Annotated in this window: 18 protein-coding genes; 10 read left to right on the top strand and 8 right to left on the bottom strand. The window is 34.8% G+C overall.

Annotated elements, in window-relative coordinates:
• The first annotated feature begins 391 nt into the window (after positions 1–391).
• From MYP_RS19210 to MYP_RS19195, 4 genes are all read left to right on the top strand, one after another.
• Positions 392–967, top strand: coding sequence for an RNA polymerase sigma factor (locus MYP_RS19210; protein WP_045467183.1), 576 nt, complete (start codon positions 392–394; stop codon positions 965–967).
• Positions 951–1,547, top strand: coding sequence for a hypothetical protein (locus MYP_RS19205; RefSeq protein WP_045467180.1), 597 nt, complete (start codon positions 951–953; stop codon positions 1,545–1,547). The genes MYP_RS19210 and MYP_RS19205 overlap by 17 nt, the downstream gene beginning before the upstream one ends.
• A 35-nt stretch (positions 1,548–1,582) precedes the next feature.
• The gene (locus MYP_RS19200) at positions 1,583–2,356 is read left to right on the top strand and encodes an outer membrane beta-barrel protein (protein WP_045467177.1); all 774 of its coding nucleotides are present in this window, start codon (positions 1,583–1,585) and stop codon (positions 2,354–2,356) included.
• 85 nt (positions 2,357–2,441) lie between these two features.
• Entirely contained in the window at positions 2,442–4,982 is a 2,541-nt protein-coding gene (locus MYP_RS19195; RefSeq protein WP_045467175.1) for a T9SS type A sorting domain-containing protein, read from the top strand.
• 81 nt (positions 4,983–5,063) lie between these two features.
• Here the strand turns inward: MYP_RS19195 and MYP_RS19190 are convergent, their stop codons facing one another.
• Positions 5,064–5,330 (bottom strand): hypothetical protein, encoded by a 267-nt coding sequence (locus MYP_RS19190; protein WP_045467173.1) that lies wholly within the window; start codon positions 5,328–5,330, stop codon positions 5,064–5,066.
• Between the two features lie 446 nt (positions 5,331–5,776).
• Between MYP_RS19190 and MYP_RS19185 the strand changes: the two genes are divergently transcribed.
• From MYP_RS19185 to MYP_RS19175, 3 genes are all read left to right on the top strand, one after another.
• Positions 5,777–6,799 carry a serine hydrolase domain-containing protein gene (locus tag MYP_RS19185; protein WP_045467171.1) on the top strand — a complete coding sequence of 341 codons (1,023 nt, stop codon included), beginning with the start codon at positions 5,777–5,779 and terminating at the stop codon, positions 6,797–6,799.
• 16 nt (positions 6,800–6,815) lie between these two features.
• Entirely contained in the window at positions 6,816–7,643 is an 828-nt protein-coding gene (locus MYP_RS19180; RefSeq protein WP_156140741.1) for a hypothetical protein, read from the top strand.
• 108 nt (positions 7,644–7,751) lie between these two features.
• A complete protein-coding gene (locus MYP_RS19175) occupies positions 7,752–8,063 on the top strand; it encodes an immunity protein Imm33 domain-containing protein (RefSeq protein ID WP_197060130.1) in 312 nt (103 codons plus the stop codon).
• A gap of 154 nt (positions 8,064–8,217) precedes the next feature.
• On the opposite strand, the gene MYP_RS19170 is transcribed toward MYP_RS19175, so the two are convergent.
• Positions 8,218–9,120 (bottom strand): manganese catalase family protein, encoded by a 903-nt coding sequence (locus tag MYP_RS19170; RefSeq protein WP_045467164.1) that lies wholly within the window; start codon positions 9,118–9,120, stop codon positions 8,218–8,220.
• 375 nt (positions 9,121–9,495) lie between these two features.
• On the opposite strand from MYP_RS19170, the gene MYP_RS19165 reads away from it, so the two are divergent.
• A complete protein-coding gene (locus MYP_RS19165; RefSeq protein WP_197060129.1) occupies positions 9,496–11,352 on the top strand; it encodes a T9SS type A sorting domain-containing protein in 1,857 nt (618 codons plus the stop codon).
• A gap of 201 nt (positions 11,353–11,553) precedes the next feature.
• Here MYP_RS19165 and MYP_RS19160 read toward each other — a convergent pair whose 3' ends face one another.
• A complete protein-coding gene (locus tag MYP_RS19160; protein ID WP_081990602.1) occupies positions 11,554–12,924 on the bottom strand; it encodes a leucine-rich repeat-containing protein kinase family protein in 1,371 nt (456 codons plus the stop codon).
• 322 nt (positions 12,925–13,246) lie between these two features.
• On the opposite strand from MYP_RS19160, the gene MYP_RS19155 reads away from it, so the two are divergent.
• Together MYP_RS19155 and MYP_RS19150 are read left to right on the top strand one after the other, a co-directional pair.
• A complete protein-coding gene (locus MYP_RS19155) occupies positions 13,247–14,224 on the top strand; it encodes a hypothetical protein (protein ID WP_045467158.1) in 978 nt (325 codons plus the stop codon).
• A gap of 157 nt (positions 14,225–14,381) precedes the next feature.
• Positions 14,382–14,774, top strand: a complete 393-nt coding sequence (locus MYP_RS19150) for a hypothetical protein (RefSeq protein WP_156140740.1) — start codon at positions 14,382–14,384, stop codon at positions 14,772–14,774.
• Positions 14,775–15,096: 322 nt separating this feature from the next.
• Here the strand turns inward: MYP_RS19150 and MYP_RS26425 are convergent, their stop codons facing one another.
• The 5 genes from MYP_RS26425 to MYP_RS19120 form a co-directional block, all read right to left on the bottom strand.
• Positions 15,097–15,378: a hypothetical protein gene (locus tag MYP_RS26425; RefSeq protein ID WP_045467152.1), complete on the bottom strand. Its 282-nt coding sequence runs from the start codon at positions 15,376–15,378 to the stop codon at positions 15,097–15,099.
• 71 nt (positions 15,379–15,449) lie between these two features.
• Positions 15,450–16,313 carry a HEPN domain-containing protein gene (locus MYP_RS19140; RefSeq protein WP_081990601.1) on the bottom strand — a complete coding sequence of 288 codons (864 nt, stop codon included), beginning with the start codon at positions 16,311–16,313 and terminating at the stop codon, positions 15,450–15,452.
• A 226-nt stretch (positions 16,314–16,539) separates the two neighbouring features.
• A complete protein-coding gene (locus MYP_RS19130) occupies positions 16,540–16,944 on the bottom strand; it encodes a hypothetical protein (RefSeq protein ID WP_045467143.1) in 405 nt (134 codons plus the stop codon).
• Between the two features lie 313 nt (positions 16,945–17,257).
• Positions 17,258–17,956, bottom strand: a complete 699-nt coding sequence (locus MYP_RS19125; RefSeq protein WP_045467140.1) for a LytR/AlgR family response regulator transcription factor — start codon at positions 17,954–17,956, stop codon at positions 17,258–17,260.
• On the bottom strand, positions 17,953–19,038 hold the full coding sequence (locus MYP_RS19120; RefSeq protein ID WP_081990600.1) for a sensor histidine kinase: 1,086 nt from the start codon (positions 19,036–19,038) through the stop codon (positions 17,953–17,955). Before MYP_RS19120 ends, MYP_RS19125 begins: the two co-directional genes overlap by 4 nt.
• Between the last annotated feature and the right edge of the window lie 25 nt (positions 19,039–19,063).

The following is a 19,063-nucleotide window of genomic DNA, read 5'->3' as shown; positions in this document are numbered from 1 at the left end:
AAATAGTGTGTTTTAGCAACAAAGCCAGATTTAAAAGTCTGGCTTTTTGCTTTTCAAAAATCTTCTATTTCGTAGTAGTTAGGTATATATTATTATAAACTATTCAAGCATTTTATAATTTATGCTTAATTATTTCTAATAACAAGAAAAGAATCTTTTTTATCAGTACTACAATCGAATTTTGGTATACTCAGGCTGCAAAAAGATTAATGATCTAAAATAAACAGTATTGATGATTTCAATTTGGGAGCTTGAATTATAATTGTGTTTTTGGGTATGATATTGTTTTTCAGTATTTTGTGTTGTTGGTGGATAATATTCATTCTCCAGTTAAAATTTTTTCTGCAATTTTATAGAACATTTTTAAAAGTCATACGCCCTCTTTGAGGATATGGACGAAAAAGAACTTATTCAGGCCTGTAAACAGCGTTCTATCTTTGCGCAGCGTTTATTGTATACCAGATATGCACCTTTATTGAGAGGTGTATGCATCCGCTATCTAAAAAATTCTGATGATGTAAGCGATGTTTTACAAGAAGGTTTTATAGAGATTTTTAAATGCCTTGATCAGTACAAAGGTGAAGGATCTTTTGTCGGATGGCTTAAGCGGGTCATGATTCATTCTGCTATTGATTTTATAAGAAAGAATAAAAAGTACAGACTGGAGGAGGTCGAAGAAGAAAAAGATTTGGCTGAAGATTCTTTTGACGAAGCCGAATACCTTAAACTGCTCGATATGCCCGGCTATGAAGTACACATGTTAAAAGCTTTGCACAGTCTGCCTGAGATTCTTTCCACTGTGTTCAGCATGTTCTATGTTGACGAGCTCAGTCATAAGGAAATTTCTTCATTGCTTGAAATAGATGAAATTACTTCAAGAACAAGGCTTAACCGTGCAAAGAAATTATTAAAAGAATATTTGTTGAATTTATTAAAATCTACCCAAGACTATGCGCGATCCAATTAAAGACATGTATAAAACAGTCTTTGATGATTATACAGTCAATAAAGACGGAGGTGAGTGGGAGGCTATGGAAAGCCGTATCCAGAAGCAAAATTTTCTTCATTTCAGATGGGCTCAGTTTAATATATATTATGCTGTTTCTATCATAATAACTTTATTTCTTAGTTCTGCTATGGCCGGACATTATTTCTATTCCAATTATATGAAGAAAGGTTCTGTTAGAAATGCTGAGATCGTTCAGCATATTCAAGAGAACAAAACTATAGTCATAAGTGAGACTACAACTAAAACTTCACCAGAAGAGAGAGCTGAAGTAAAGATATCCGAAGTAACTTCTGTTTCTGCTGATCAAAAGCAGAATAAGACTTCTGCCTCTTCATCCTCACAAACTCAGCATGAGGAGAGCATCGCAAAACCAGAGAATAAAATATCGGAACAGGACTTAAATTTTTCCGAAAATATTCCTGCTGAATCAGCAAAAGATCCATTCATCAAGGTTCAGAAAGTTGTGATAGTAAAACAAGATACTATTCATAAAGTGGACACTATTAAAACGAAAGGAAGATTTTGGAAAAGACATTAAAAGTTTTCTACTTCATTCTTTTCATTTGTTTCTTCATGAATTCTTCTGCAATTGCTCAAAGAGATACAGTTGTTGTGTTTGACACGATCTATGAAGTGAAAGAGCCTGTGGTAATTACTCATGAATATTTCAGCTCTTCCGGGAAACAATTAAACAGGCTCAGACTTAGCAAGCTTTACGCCGGAGCAGGATACAGCCGGGATTCCTACAATGACAAGAATATAGAAAGCGGCCATTCCAGAATTGCTTCAATTGGAGGATGTGTTTGGTTGTCTAAAATTTTATTCGTTGAAATTGGATTTAATTATCAGGCAGGAAAGGCAAAAAATCATAGTAATGTGAGTAATAGATTTACCAAAGAATCTAACTATATAGAATATGATACTATAGGAAGTTATATTCATACTGTTGATGGGGTTGCTACTGAAGTTCCTATTGTTGATGAGTTTGTAAGAACTAGGACCGACACTCTAGTTTCCATTGGTCGTGTAGTTTATAATAAAAAAATCAGATCTATAAGCCTTCCGATTTCTTTTGGTTATACGTATTCAATGAATAGGTTTTATTACAGTTTGCTTGCTCAGGTAGCTCCTTCATTTGTTTATGTAAGTGATGATGGAGATGGTAAAGAAAACCGTGAGAAGCAGCTGAAATTAGGTGCTGTTACAGAGTTTGGATTAAAATTGACCGATTCAGTTGCAATTGCTGCACGTTATATGTGGCAGAGTCAATTTCAAAATAAGGTATCAGATAAAGATCTTTCCGGCCAACAACATCAGGTTTCACTTTTAGTAAATTATTTTTTCTAAAACTATAGAACGTTATTAAACTATTATCGCCTTATCAATGAAAACGTTTTCAGTCTAACTTTTTAAACCTTATAAAAAGAAAATCATGAAAAAAATTATATTGATTATATTATTCATTGTAAACGCCTTTTATAGTTATGGTGATTTAGTATACTTACTTGGAGAGAACGATCATAGCGGGATCCACATAGAAATATGGAAGTATGATGGTACATTTGTAGACTCCGCTAAAACAAATGTTTTTGGGAGTTTTGGAATAAAAAACTCTGATACTGGATCTTACTATAAATTAATTGCTTCTAAAGAAGGTTACCATTCCATTACAATAGATTCGGTATGGGCGTCTTATGGCGCATGGTACAATTATGATGAAGGGCCAATCAGAACAATAAATTTTAAGAGAAGTGATGATCCAGTGCTGAGACCAATTAATGACCTGAAAATTCTTAAAGGCTATTTAGATAAAGACCTTTCAGATACCACAGGGTTATATCTTGTAGAAAGTAAGTGCAGGATTGCTAAGGATATTAAAATCGGACCCGGAGTGAAAATTAGTTTCATGAAAGGGGCTTATTTTTATACTGAAAATAAATTCAAAATTTCCTTTGAAGGGACAAAAACTGATTCTGTTAAATTTATCGACTATCCGAGTAATTTTGGAAATATAGAGGGAAATATAGAGGGAAATATCAATTTATTTGGGAATGCTTCTGCTGAATTCTCTTTTTGTCGTTTCAGTTTGATTTTTAAAATTCAGCTAAAAGATAAACAAACAAAATTATCTCTGAAGAACTGCAAAATTCAATATCTGGATCTGTTATCACAGGGTATTGCTGAGATAACAGGTAATTCAATTCAAAGATTAGTAATCAATAAAGAAGATGACTTCCTTTATAATTATTATAATATACCTGAAATTAAAATTGAGAATAACAAGATAAACTCCTTGACTTCTAGTATCATTGATGGGCCTATAGTTTTTAAGGATAATATTTTTACAGGGTCTTTACAAATGGATACCGTACTTTCCAGGCTGAGATTGGAAAGTAATACTATCAAGAGTGGCTTTTTAAATTATCTTAATGGCCTTGACTTAACTTGTAATAAAGTTCTGGGAAATTTTTCAGTTTCAAGTTATACAACAGTAGGAGGAATTGTAATTACAGACAATGCCTTTGTCTCCGAGTCAGGTGATATCATTGTTCAAAATGATCTGGCAGGAATAGAGGTCAAAAATAATTATTTTTCTATGAAAAGTGGGAAACTAAAGATAAGACCAGGAGATTATCAATGGGTGAGTACACAGACTACATTATTTGAAGGTAATACAGTTTCAGGTGATGTGATATTTTTAAATGATTCAGAAAATATCACGAGGGGCGTATCTTTGTTTCGGAATGTATTTGGAGGAGAAGTGATGGCTGGAGAAATAAATCTGGAACATAATGAAAATCTCTTCCAAAAAGATGTCTGGTGTTTTTGCAATGCCACAGCTGAGTTTACAAATACTTTGGGATATAAAGTAGACAGATATAATAATATCTATAGCAAAAGTATTGCTTTTATCAGTGATACCCTACCTTTCTTAAAAGAATCTGTTGAAGGCTTTGAGCGTCGTCTTGGGGTTAAACTTGAAAGCTCTTGTTTATTTGAGTATTATAAAAATGCAATGGTGTTTTCTGATAATCATAGTATTTCAGGGAAAATTTCTTCTGAAGCTCCTGACTTTACTCTAGCCTACGTAGCCGCTATCAATAAGAAGGACGGAAAGACTTCAATCCAAAAAACAAATAGTGATGGAACATATAGTATTAAGGGATTAAAGAAAGGAGAGTATTTACTTTATGCAATACCTCGTGACACTGGATACTTTGCAAATGATAGGTATGTGACTACAACCCTTCAAAATGATTATTTTCCAACTTATTTTTTAAATAAGTTGGATTCCCAAATAGCCAATAAACTAATTTTAACCGGAGAGATTACAGAAGCAAATATATCTTTGATCAAAAACACACAAGTCAATAATGCAAATGATGTTGTCATAGGAACGATCTTATATAAGGACACGGCATTCAGTGATGCTGGTACAGATTGGATGGGCCCTTCAATAGGGGATAATCCTTTCTTTGCTCCTGATACCAAATATTATGCTTGTCAGAACCTGATACTTTATGCAGTAAATGAAGACGGTATGATTGTAAATTGGGCTAAAACAAATAGCGGAGGTGGATTTATTTTTAAAAATCTTCCCGCTGGGAAATTCAAAATCAAAGCACAGCGATTTGGATTTCATCTTGAAAATGAAGAAACTTTTATTGTAGAGCCTGGTATGACTGCAGTTGTAGGTTATCTTGTAAAAAATGATGTGAATCAAACTACCTCTATTTTTCCGGTTATAAATGAAAGTACGAATAATGTTGCACCAAATCCTTTTCAGGAGAGGTTTATCTTGAGAGGTATGGTTAATGATGAAGAGATTAATGTTTATGATGTGATGGGTAAGCTTATGTTTAATCAAATAACTCATGGTGAGGAATCACTTTTAATTGATGGTTCTTCATGGCCAGCTGGAATGTATATTGTGAAATCTGCAGATAAGATCAATAAAATAATAAAAGAATAATACCTGGCGAGAATAAGATATTTGCTCAAAATACAAGAAGCTGATTCAATATGAATCAGCCTCTTGTATTTTTTATATAAACTATTCTCCGCTCTTTTCCTGAGCTTCTCTGTTATTCTGAGGATAGTTGATGGTAATGTTGTTGAGCTTGCCGGTAAATTTAAACGGAGATTTATATTTATCCGCTACAGGTGTGAGCTGATCTCTTCCGACATCAATACCTTCATCATAAGCAAAGATATAAGCATGAACAGGAGTAATGTCCATTTCTCCAACTTTCTGATTATTGATATAAAGGATTTCTTTACCTGCAGGTTCTACAGTATTTTTCGGGTGAACCTTTGGCATTTTTCACTATAGGCTCTGCTTTATAAGGCTGAGATTCCGGAAGTATTTTGCCTAACTTGCCGTTCCATTGTTGTGTGAGATCGTATGTGCATGCAATCCTTGTGAAAAAAATCCAAGCAAGACAGAGAAGAGTATAGATTTATTATCAATGTAAAATTGTTTTTAATGGGTTAATAAAACTGGTAAAAGAAATTCTGATTCACTTGGTGGTAGGAAAGTGAGAAGTATTATGCAATTCTCATTCAGCAAGCAGGTGGTTGACTGATGGTTATAAAACCTTTTAACTGGTGGCGAACAAAAATAGATCGTATTCAACTATTTGCAAATATTCATTAAAAGAAATCGGGCAGCGTATCAATAAATATTCAATGAAGTTTATTTTACAAATTTAGTTCAGCGTTTTTTTATCATTCCCGGATTGATTAATTTCAATAAATTGATTTTAAATGAAACAGCTTTTCATAATTTTTCTTTCAGTCTTTACAATCTCCTGCCAAAGTCAGAATAAATTAAAGCTTGAAGAATTGGAGACTATTCCAGGTTTGTATTCAACTATTGTTCTTCAGAATGATACTGTAGCATTCAGAAAGTTTTATAACGGAAAGGATGACGATACCTATTTTCATATTCATTCCGAAACGAAAAGCATCATGGCCTTACTTATAGGTATTGCTATTGATAAGGGTTATATAAAAAATGTAGACCAATTTATATCAGACTTTTATCCAGTAATTCTGGATGATACCTCAATGCTGAAAAAGCAAATAACGATCAGACATCTTCTTAATCAAAACTCCGGACTTGCAGCTATTGAATGGCCTAATGCAATGTGTGACCAATGGCTCAATAGTCCGAATCCATCCTTGTTTCTATTGTCATTGCCGATGGATGCTGTTCCGGGAAGCAAATATTCTTACAGTACGCCTGCTTCACATTTGTTATCAGGGATTATTACAAAGGCAAGTGGTATGGAAACTGCTTACTTTGCTGATAAATACTTACTCAATCCTTTAGGGATTACAGATCATAAATGGGTTAAACTGCGTGATGGTTTCTATGACGGAGGAGGCACTGCTGTTCAGTTCAAGACAGACGACATGCTTAAGATCGCCAGACTTATTTTAAATAAAGGAACACACAAAGGTAAGGTTTTGATCTCTCAGAAGTATTTAGAGCAGGTCTTTTCAAAAGATAAAAAGATAAAAGCTCCATGGGGATTGAAAAACTCTAATTATAATTTTTGCTGGTACACAACAGAGTATGAAAGTTATGAAGTAAGATATGCTATTGGCTATGGTGGGCAGTTTATCTTTATCATACCGGCTTTAAATACGGCTATAGCAGTGAACCATGATACGAGAGTATCTAACCCCAACAGACAATCGGATGTGTTTCTGGAGAAAAGTTTTCCAGTGATATTTAAAAAAGTGCTGGCGGCATCAGGAAGAAGGACAAGTGAGGGGGAATAGTTATTTTAAGATAATCATGTTCAATCGAATTATAGGTTGTTTATTGTTTGTAATAATGGCTGCTTGTTCTGCTAAGAAGGACAAAGTTATAAAGCCTGATCAAAGGAGTTTTTTGCTTGTCAATCTTAATCAGGAATTTCCTGTAATCAATTTCCCTTTAACGTTTAGTAATAATGATTCTCTTGGTCTTAGATGTATTGAGTGTGAGCAATATCCTTTGGGAAAGAAAATTAAAGAAGTGTCTTCCGAAATAAAAAGAATCTACATCAACTCAATATATGTAAGTAATGAGAATAAAAATATCACCTTTCGCACTTTAGGAATGGGACCTTCATATTCTTTTAATTATGATAGCAATTATAGAAGATCGAGTGAAAATGTCATTTCCTGTGGAGATTGGGAAATATCTTACAGTTATAAGGATAGTTCTGATAAAATTTACCAATACTCAATTGTTGATGACACTAAACCGAATACTACAATATTCTATCTTGATTCACTTGGAAGAGTTGCAGCAGCGGAAGGTTTAGAGTATGGAGATTTATTCAAAAGTTTCTTTACCAAAAAAGTGTTTTATTCAGGATCGGGTTCCATACCTGATTCCATTATCAGCCATATAAAAAGGAGAGAGAAAATAAACGAAAAAAGAAAGGAGATCTTTTATTTTACTGATAATAAGGTTGACTCAATTCGGTTAGAATGGGAGAGTTATTCATATTCAACAGGCCTGATAACTTTGGTTAACCGTTTCGATGAACAGGAAATGTTAGTAAGCAGAACGATCTTGTGGCCTTCGGGAGAATCGGAATCATTTGTAGTTGAGAAGATCTCTAGAAAGTGGTAAACCTATAAAGGTAGGGTTCCATTTGTCTTCGGTTTTAGCGGTAAGTTGTAGCAAGTGAATACTTAGGATAAAGGATGTGGGACATATATGAAAATAAAACACAATATTATGGAATTGAATATCGGTGGGATAATAATAAGTAATAAGATATTTCATGAAAGAGAGAGTCCAACTTGGATGTATAGAGAAATACCTTTAGAAGATGGAGACAGTGGATGGAGAATATTTTCAGGCAATGAATCAGATGAATCTTTAAAAGATTCATCAAATTTCGTGATAGTTTCATCAGATTATATAATATCAATAGATGATGATATTAAAGTTAACTTATTAGCTCCTGTTGGATCTTCATTTGAAAGAAATTTATCAAACATGAAATGGTCACCAGTTAAAATTGCTGGAGAAGATTATGAACCCTAACAGCTCTTTTGAAGGTCGAAGTCAAACAGACTTCAAAACTGCTATGAAGTTGAAAAATCGAGCCTATTCGAGTTCATCTTGAAGAATAAATAAAGACCCGAAGGTTAGGCTCTTCGGGCCTTTTATTTAAAAATATTCATTTTATTATTTATACCTAAACCGGTACCCCCATTTTCTTAGCAATATCTTTAAATAAATCCTCATCTATACCGTCAGCCCCTGGAGCACTTAATTGAGGTTCTTCCTCCAAATCAGGAACTGGCCCGCCTTCCGGAGCTCCAAATATCACTTCTAATGGTTTTCCATCTTCTGGATGTGGACCGTTAAATATCACTCCCGCTTTTTGATAGTCGTCTTTACTAAAGGTATATAATTTTAAATGCAGGTTGTTTTTTTCAAACTTAACAGCTTCTGGAAATGCCTTATTGCTGAGCTCCGGAACGGGAACAAGCTTGGTCACTTCTACACCTGTTAAATATTCTAATGCTCTCGCATATGCTACCACATGCACACCACCGCGTACCAGCAGATAACCTACCATTTCCCTGGCAGTCGGATCACTTACCATTTCATAAGCTCTCATTTTATTCGCCCTTGCTCCACACTCAAGAAAAAAATTGTGCAGCAAATCAAGTTTCAGGTTACCACTGCTGAATACATTTGATCCTGACCAGAAGTCGCCCATAGAATCCATTGGCAGAGCTGTCTGTCCGCTGGCAATAAAATGTCTTGTATTTCTTGAATTAGTTCCGTTCTGTAAGGGAGCAATTACAGGATCTAAACCCCGTTTGGTGGTGCCTGTAAGCAACAAGTTTATGGCATAAGAAACTACTTCAATATGACCATATTCTTCTCCTGCTATGCTGCATATAAGATCGTAAAACGGTCTTAGTCTTTTTCTGCCACGGAAATTAAAAGATTGGTAGGTGTAATTCATGAGAGTAGACATCTCTCCAAACTTTCCGCCCAGAAGCTCTTGGATCGCAGCAGCATCGTTGGGAGAAGGATTATTGGGAGTAGGCAACTCTATCGGAAGTCTGTCCATTTTTAGGATCATAGTTCGTTGGGGTTAAGTGAAACATAAAAAGTAAACTGGATGCCTTCGTTTAGGTTTAAATGGAAAAAGTAAGGGCAAAGGGAGGATTTTACTCTGGTTTAAGTAAACTATTGGCTTAGGTTATTTTTTGCGGTTTTAAAATTGTTCTAGTCATATGAGGACAAGATATTAATTCCAGAAGACAGGAAGAGTTTAACTAAGACTTCAAGCGTTGAAACATTCAAGTGTACCCCAAGTTAAAATATCGTTAGTAATAATTTCTTTAAAAATAGAGAGGGGGGTAGCTTTATTCACGGAGAAGCTTGATAATCCATGATTGAATATACAACACTTCTCATCATTATGTTTTATTTATTCAACCTAAACTTACCAGCTATGATTCAAAAACTACTTTTATTTACCTTATTCTTTGTGACAATTCATATTTCAATGGCTCAGCCTCAAAAGCTTGCCAATGTTGCATCAAGTGCGGGACAGCACTTCAAAATAAACTCCACCGTTCTTTTCTCAGATCATAACCTTTGGAAAACAGATGGAACACCTGGCTCTACCCTCAAATTAACATCATTTGGAATTCAGAATCAGGTCAGGGAGCAGATAGCTTCGGGTAATGTCCTATATTTCACAGTTGATGGAAATGGGGGATATATAAATCAATTATGGAAATCTGATGGCACAGTTTCTGGCACGGTGCCTGTGAAAATATTCACCCCGGCAAATGAAAATTCAATTAGCAACCTCTGTTACTGGAATGGAACTACCTATTTTATGGTTCAGGACCGTCTTTATAAAACTGACGGCACTGAGGCAGGTACAATTCAAATTAAAGATTTGGGTCTTACCTCTTTGACTGGTACCGCAGATGCATTATTCTATATAAAAAATACTCTGTTTATTGAATATCAGAATCAATTATGGAAAAGTGATGGAACAACATCAGGCACAACATATTTACAATCTTTTGATTATATGAACTACCTTAATTCTTTTAGTGATTATGCCATGCTTGAAATTATAGATTCAGCTCATGGAAGAGAGCCCTGGAAACTTGATGAAGCCGGGAATATTCAACTTATTAAAGATATTAATCCAGGCCCGACGGGTTCTGTAGGCTGGGGCTATAGTAATTCCGGTTGTGAGTTTAATGGATACTACTATTTTTCGGTTTCAAATCCTCACAGACTCTTTAGAACCGATGGCACAGAAGCTGGTACGACAGAATATATGGATGGCATCGTTGATGTAAGACCTTTGAACGACAAACTCTACATTTTTAGTAACAATGAACTATGGAGAACAGACGGAACATCATCTCCTCAACTTGTCAGAGCATTTGATAAAGTCCTGGGTACATACTGCACAATAGGTGATTTAATAGTTACTTCAGAAGGTGGGAAAAAACTGTGGGTATTTAACAGCAATAATGATTCATTTAAGTTCATTACAGAATATCCGGATACTGATACAGATACTTTAAGAATGCCTGATATCGGCAGTATAATTCCTGTAGGAAATGATGTTTATTTTACGCTTCAGACTGAAGAGATAAAATTTGAAGAGTTCGAAGACGATTACAGTAATACCTTCTATGAATTCTTTAAATATTCCCCCTTTCAATCAGGTGTAACCTCCTTTATTCTTGTAGATGCTTCAACCGGGACCGACATTCGACCTCTTAAATCAGTGGATACCGTTTACACAGATGAAGCTGTAACGATCCAGGCATATACATTTGGCTCTGATTTTACTTCAGTGGAATTTTATCTTAATAATGTACTCTATAAAACTACCTCTATAGAACCTTATACCCTTGGTGATTATACCTCAGGGGACTTCCTGCAATGGCTAAAAGAAGAAGGTATATATAAGATTAAAGCACTTACTGTAAGCGATAGTAATACATTATCTACTACGGCTATGCTTCATGTTGTAAATAGGGAAGTCGCCACTATTAATAATCTTAATAAGGGACATTCTAAAATAGAGATTTACCCTAATCCAGTTACGGATTGTATGTCAATCAAGATTGATGATATTGATGAAGCAGCTTTCATTACTATTGCTGATCTGAATGGAAGGGAATTCTATACAGGAAAAAGACCAATAAACTCCAATGGTATCATTGAAACGGACTTATCAGGATTACCTTTGGAATCAGGAATCTATATCGTAAAAGTTACTACAGAATCCGGAATGCGTATTTCCAAAGTAGTAAAAAATAAATGGGACTGAAGCTTTGAAGGATTAGTACCATCTTTATATTTCAAATATGGAGGTGACTAGTAATTAACTAGTTCAACTGATTTCTTCGCTTTAAGCGAAGAAATCAGTTGATTAATAGGATTTTTGAAGGTCAATTTTTTATTGGTGTCAGGTCTTTCCTGACACAGCTAAGAGTTACCAAAAGTATATTCAATTACTATTCGATCGAACTTAGTGTCGGATCGAAAGATCAGACACCGCAGAAGATGTTAAAAATATTTTGGAAGAATCAGGTGTTAGCACCAGTGTCTGTATCTTTTTACTAATCTCAATAAAGCCTGGCCTTTTCATCACTTCGGCTTGCATGCAATCGTTTTTTAGCTGTGTAAAGTTCTTGACTATTGGCAATTCAGCATCAGTAGAGTTGATATGATTCAATAAATCATCCAATAAACAGCCAAATGCTCTTACTTCCAGGCGTTCCAATGCAGGTGCTACTTCAGAGTTTATGTCATATGAAACTCCTGCACCAAAGTCACCCAAAAGGGCGTGGGCTTCGTGGTCTATCAATATATTGTGAGCATAGAAGTCTCCATGCATTAGACCTCGGGTATGAAGATGCGTGCAAACAGAAGCCATACCAGCAGCAATATTCACCAGTGCATTTAATGAAAACCTTGTTCCTTGGGCATAATTATCTCTGGTACAGGATTCATAGCTTGGGGGCCCGGCAAGGTTGGTATAGCGGGAAGGAATAAGTCCCAGCACCAAACCCTGTTTTTGTTCGGGATGATGGTATATTTTACCCAATACCTGTGCCAGGTTCGGGTGTGTGTCAGCCGCTATAGTCGCCTTCATCTCGTCCGAAGGCAAACCATCGCTGGTTACTTCTCCTTTAAATATTTTTACGGCTACTTCCATAGGAGGCTGTTTTTGCCAGACAGCTTTCGAGATATTGCCAGAAGCTCCCTCACCTAGCTGCTCTTTTATTTCAAGGTCTTCCCAATCGATTTCTGTCAGATGATCATCTCGTTGGCTTTCCTGGCAACATGGATTGCCCGCAAAACCCAGCCATGATAGTTTTGGCAGGCTAAGTAACCACGAAGGCAATGCTTCGATACGGTTAGCCGAAATACGAAGTAATTCAATATTCTTACAATTGGCCATTTCGATAGGCAATTCTTTCAAGCGGTTGCCTGCCAACATACATTTCTGCAAATGAGTACATTTTCCAATAGAAGCTGGAATAGACTCTATTTTATTATTTGTCAGGATTAGCCAACGCAAATGGGGAGAAAGCGCTTCAGCAGGAATGCTAACAATCTGGTTGGCTTTAAAACCGACCATTTCCAAATGTGGGCAATTGGCTAAAACTGTTGGATATTGGGTAAAATAGTTGTCAGAAAAGAACGCAATCTTTAGATTTTTCAAGCGACCAAAATCATCTGGCAAACTGGAAAGTTTGTTGCCTGACAAATCAAGAATCTCCAGCGTATCAGCTAATTCGAATATTTCGGAAGGGAATTCTGAAAGACCACAGGAGAGTTTGATGCTTTTGGCTCCTTGTAGTTGGCCTGATTGTAATTGTTGAAGTGTTTGCATTAAAACCGTAATAAAGAATAGAAAAAGGTCTGTATTTAGAGAATATCCTTTTTCGGATTGTGAATATATTCTTTCCTAATCACTCTGCCAAAAGTGTACTGGCCTATATTGTTAAGTTCGTTTAGGACTCGTTGAAGAGGGGCCACTATTTTTTATGTTGAAAAAATAAGAGTTATAGTCCAATATATTGTATCGGGATTTTTTACGCATGTGTCGATAAATACTTTTAACAAAAATTTAAAATTGTTAGATTAGTGGTAAAAGAAAACGTATAGCCATGTGGCGGATATTCAAATGTTGCATGCCATTTAAATCAATCCACATGAGAAATTTAATTAGCAATTATTTTGGAGTATTATTAGGAAGCACTTATGCTTTGATTTTAAGACTTGTTTTTCATTTTCCATTAGGCGATGAAAATGGTGCAGGAAGATTTGATTTTTATGATTTATTCTCAATTGCATTTGTTTGGATCACTCCAATTATCATAGGAATAATACCGATGATATTTGCATCAAACGATCAATTAAAATCAATATCATACAGAATTTGGAAACCAGTAATATCAGTATTTATATTCTTTGTCATAACATTTATAACAAGAATTGAAGATTTGATATGCATTATTGTCATTTCTTTTCCATTTTTATTAGGTGCAATGATGGGTGGACTAATATTTGGAAAAGCTTTGGAAAAATACCGAAAGAACAAAGGAATAATGCTTTCAATTGTCATGATTCCATTCATCATTTCTCCTTTAGAAAAAAGCTTACCTACTCCACAAAACACTTTTACGATAAAGACTTCAAAATTAATAAATTCTAACCCTAATAACATTTGGAATAATATAATACGGGTAAGGAAAATAGAACAAGAAGAATATACCAGAGGATTTTTTAATTATGCAGGTATACCTAGACCATTATGGGCAGAGCTAGACAAAGATGAATTAGGAGCTACAAGAATTGGGCATTTTGAAGGAGGATTAATCTTTAAAGAGACTGTGATAACTTGGGAAAAGAATAAAAAAATTGCCTTTAAAATTCAAGTAATTCCCTCTTCATTAAGACCGACAGTTTTTGATGAACATATCTTGAAAGGAAATCATTTTAAATTTCTAAACGCCAGTTATGAATTAAAACAGATTAATGATAATAAAACTGAGTTAATACTTTCATCTTCATACCAGCTAGACACTAAGATTAATGGGTACGCATCTTTTTGGGGAAATGAAATGTTGACAGATTTCCAAGAAAGACTTTTAGATGTAATTCAAAATCGTTGCGAAAACGTTAATTAAAACAACGGCATAATTACATTTTTCTTTTACTCAAATGCATTGAGTGCAGAAAACTAAACCGAAAACATTCATGAAAAAAATAATTCTCCTTTTGATACTTTTTACATTAAGTTTTAATTTGAAAACTTTTGGGCAGTAGGTATGGACAATGGGTCCTATGTTGCACTATAACTTTGGAGGTGAAAAGAGGCATTTTTCATGGGCAATAGAAATAGCTTATTGGAATGTGAAAAATGTCCCGTACAGCATAGACGGAGGTCTTGAGTTTAGTAAGAAACGGATAAGACTTTACAGCGAAGTACAAACAGGAATAGGGGGTACAGGTTTATCTGTTGGTCCTGTTTTAGAAATTAACAAAGCTGAACATAAAGCAAGTTTAGGATTTCAAACTACTTTCTGGATGAACTATTTTATTGGTGTTGATTATAGATACAGACGAATTGATAAAACTAATTTTAATTGTGCAGGAATTTATGGGAAACTTCCTTTTGCAACAAAAGATATGAATTCATCAGATGGCAATAGCCACCACGACTTCGACTGGGATTAGAATTTTGGTCAGATTTATAACTACGGACTTATTGTGGTGTCAGGTTTTCCTGACACAGCTGAGAGTTACCAGGTATATCAAATTTTATTCTATTAATTTAGTGTGGGATCGAAAGATCCGACACCACAAAAAAACCGCTCTCATTTGTGGGCAGAGGTATAAGGGTGGAAGAGTTTAGTTGTTAACTAATCTATTTCTATTAATTTTTGACGCCACTTTAAGCTCAATGTAAACAAGTCCACATATAACTGTTGTTTCCACTAAGAAGTAAATGAAACCACCAATTGAAAGCTTTGGGAAATAAACTAATAGAAGGCCAATGTCAAAAACAGTAAAGTAAGTTTGAAATACCAATTACTCTTATGAACGATGCCCAGTTTTCTTTTAAGAAAAAGTAACAAGCAATTGAATAAATAGAAAAGCAAACAGCGATTACTGAAAGGTAAGTCAATACTGTTATTGGCATTCCAATGTATTTATTAAAATTTCTCAATACAACAAATAGAAAAAATGCAGTAAGCATAGCTCCCATACTGTCAATTAAGAAAAGTGTCTTAGGCTTTTCTGTTAAATAATTTATAATGTCATTTATGTTTTTAATCATTTATAATGGAATTTGATCGCGTTTAATGATTATTAAATGTGGATCAATTCTACATAATAAAAATATTTACCTCACCCATCCAACCTCTCTCCACAAACCTTCTCCACCAGTTCTCTCAGCACAGCAACACGTTCATTCAGATATTCCAGATCCTCTTTACCTATTGAATAATTCTTTTTGTATCTCGAATCAATATAAGCCTTCTTTAGCAGCTTTAACCGCTCATCTTTTTCAGGTGTATCACGGGGAAATACTTTTTTGAATTCTTCATTGATTGTTTCAGCCTGGCTGCCTAGTTCTTCTATGTCGTGGATCTTTGCTTTGTAGCCAGTAAAGACGAGTAGTAGAGCTGTATAATATCTTTCAGTAGCCTGATGAAGTAGGAATGCGGCCTCATTATATTTTCCGGTTGAAAAATAAAAAGTAAAGCCGTCAATGAAGTTATTGGAACTCTCAAACCAGCGATCATATTCCTCTTTCGCTCTTTGCTTCACCTTTTCAGGATCAATAGAAGCAGGAAGCACCAACGGCGTAGGGCCGTTTCTGCCATTATCATACAGAAGAACACCTTCCTTTACAACATCAGTAAAAAAGTAGCTTCCATATGAGAGTTCGTTTTTTACATAACCATAACTATGATGGATAAGGTTAACAGAAGCAGATGTAGACATTTCCTTCACAAGTCTTTCTGTCTCCCTCCATTTATCGGATAGTTCCTGGTTCAGTTTGGTTTCAGTAAGAACAAGAATATCGTAGTCGCTTTTATATTCGTAGGTGATGCCGTCTTCTGAATAGCGGTCCTCAACCCAATTGCCACGGGCATAAGAGCCAAACAGAATAACAAAATCAGGAAGCATCTTTTCAACTATAAGATCACTAATGACTTTTAACTCTTCCTTTTTTAGTTCTGGCAGATGTTCCAAGTTGGTCTTCAAGCTATCAATAGATTTTTATGGAAACACAATTTACCTAAAAGGAAAAACAATTACAATAAGACGATAATTATTGGTAAGGAAAATGGGAAAGGAGGGAGTGAGTGTAAATGGAAGGTAACAACCTGTCAGTTAATAAGCTGGATTAGTCCAACTGATGCCTTCGCTTTAAGCGAAGGCATCAGAATATAAAAAAAGGATATCCTTGTCATTTACGAATGACCATAGATTATAGCCTCGTGTTGTCAGAAAGTTTTATTCTTCCTACAATTCTTGCAATTTTTATAAATTCATCTGATTGAATAAAATCAATTGAGTTCTTTAAATTTTTTTTATCAATATCAGTCTCATTACACTTTTCATTAAATATTGCTCGTTTTAATCCAATCAAAATTTTTTCCTCTAATGATGATCTTATTCCAACTCGTTTTCCATTAAGATAAATTGATCCGGGAAATCTTTGGGAATCTTTCTTCATCAACTGGGCTCTCTGAACTATCTCAACTTCTAATCCTTTATTATCTTTAGTCTCACAGTAGAAAGTGATTGTGCCACCATCCATCCAAGCTGTCAATTCATTTATAAGTATTCCTCCGGAAAAATCTATAGGACTATCTGTAATTTCTTCTTCCATAATTGCTCACCGCTTGTTTATTTACTCTCCAAGTGAGGTGCATATTTTTTATTATCTCTATTAAAATATTCATTTACGGAATAAAATGCTAAGATGGCCGAATATCTGATTCTGGAATTAATCACAGCTCTGTCATTTGATTTTGAGTCTTTAATTATTATCTCAAAACTCAGAATTTCAAACTTTATACCTCTATTGGATGCGCAACTAGCTTGATTCAACTGATGCCTTGGCTTCAAGCGAAGGCATCAGTTTTTAAGTTTGCCGATGAATTAGAGAATATAAAACAGAATTATCTAAGGATCATCAACTCTCAACTATTCTCATTAATAATTTTAAACAACTGTTCCTTATACATTTCTCCTACAGGCAGCTCTAATCCTGCTATTCTGACCATGTTCTTCTGAACGGCTTCAATCTTTTTTAATGATATGATATAGGATTTGTGTATTCTTAGAAAGTCATTGGTAAGCTTGCTTTCAATCGACTTCATATTCTGATGAGCAAAGATGGGTTTTGTTCCGGCGAATATTTTAACGTAGTCCTTTAAGCCTTCTATGTATATGATATCATCCAGATTTATTTTTACCAACTGATAATCTGACTTTACAAATATGTAGTCTTTTAAAGGATTTTGGTCCGTAGTGTTTCTTTGAAGAGAGAGTAAATCTTTTACTTTATTGACGGCCTTTAAAAACCTTTCAAAGGGGATAGGTTTTAAAAGATAATCGGCTACATCTAACTCATATCCTTCCAAAGCATACTTTTGATAAGCTGTGGTAAATATTACTACAGGAGGATTTGGCAAGGCCTTCAGAAGCTGAATTCCTGAGAGCTCAGACATTTGTATATCTAAGAATAACAGGTCAACCGTATTTTTATTCAATACATCCAGTGCTTCCAATGGATTGGTATAACGGCCTTCAAGTTTCAGTTCCGGAAGCTTGGATATATAATTTTCAATGATGTCAAGTGCCAGAGGCTCATCATCTATAGCGATGCAACGAATCATGAACGTAAATTAATTTTTAAGTCAACAATAAAAAGTTCATTCTGATCATTCAACTTTAGGTTGTATCTCAGCGGATATAGAAGATCGAGCCGTCTCTGTATATTTACGAGACCAATACCGGATGAACTATCCTTTTCTTTATTCTTGTCAAATGAATTTTCAACTTTTAAGGATAATTCTTGGTCCTTCAGTTCAATCAGGATCTTTATTACGGATTTTTTTGAATAACTGATACCATGTTTGAAGGCATTTTCAATAAAGGGAATCAGCAGCATAGGAGCGATCTCTTTCGTTTGAAAGTTGCCATTTGTATTATACTCAATTGTAACTTCATTGCTGAAACGCATCTTTTGAAGTTCAATATAATCATTGATATAATCAATTTCCTTATCCAGGTTTACCGAGGTCTCATTGGTTTCATAGAGCATGTATCTGAGCAGGTGAGATAGCTTTAAAATCGCTTCAGAAGCCTTTGGTGTATTGCTTAATGATAAGCTATAAATATTGTTAAGTGTATTAAACAAGAAATGAGGACTCACCTGTGACTTTAAAAAAGAAAGTTCAGAAACAAGGGTTTGATTCTCAAGTTCATTTCTTTTGCGTTCACTGGTAAAATAATCATAGAGTAAACGATAACTGGTACTTAGAGCGAGTATAAATATTGCCGAGAAGAACGGTCTTGTAGACTTTCTTATCGGATTGTCCTGAGGGCGGGGGTATTGCTTCCTGGAAGTTTTGTCGGGTCTGGTAGATTTTATTTTTGTGACTTCATGCACATTAAGATATCTTGATGAAAAAACGTCTGCCGAGACAATAATGCTGATTATGAAAAACACTGAAGACAGGTATAAAACGATACGACCTTTTGTCAGGATTTTGGGGATCAAAAAGTCACTGTTCAGATAAAAGAATAGTATCAGAAGCGAAGTATTGAAAAGGATTTTCAGCAGAATATTTTCCTGTACCGGAATTCCAAGGAAAAACGGATAAAGGATAAATATTGTCCACCAAATGATATGAAGAAAAATTTTGAAATAATTTCTCTTGAAAAGAACCTCTTTCATGGATATTGAATTATTCATTATCCAAATTTATAAAGGTTTTCCG

The organism is Sporocytophaga myxococcoides, assembly GCF_000775915.1.
In the GTDB taxonomy this organism is placed as follows: Bacteria; Bacteroidota; Bacteroidia; order Cytophagales; family Cytophagaceae; genus Sporocytophaga; species Sporocytophaga myxococcoides_A.
This window is presented reverse-complemented; position numbering and strand designations above follow the sequence as displayed.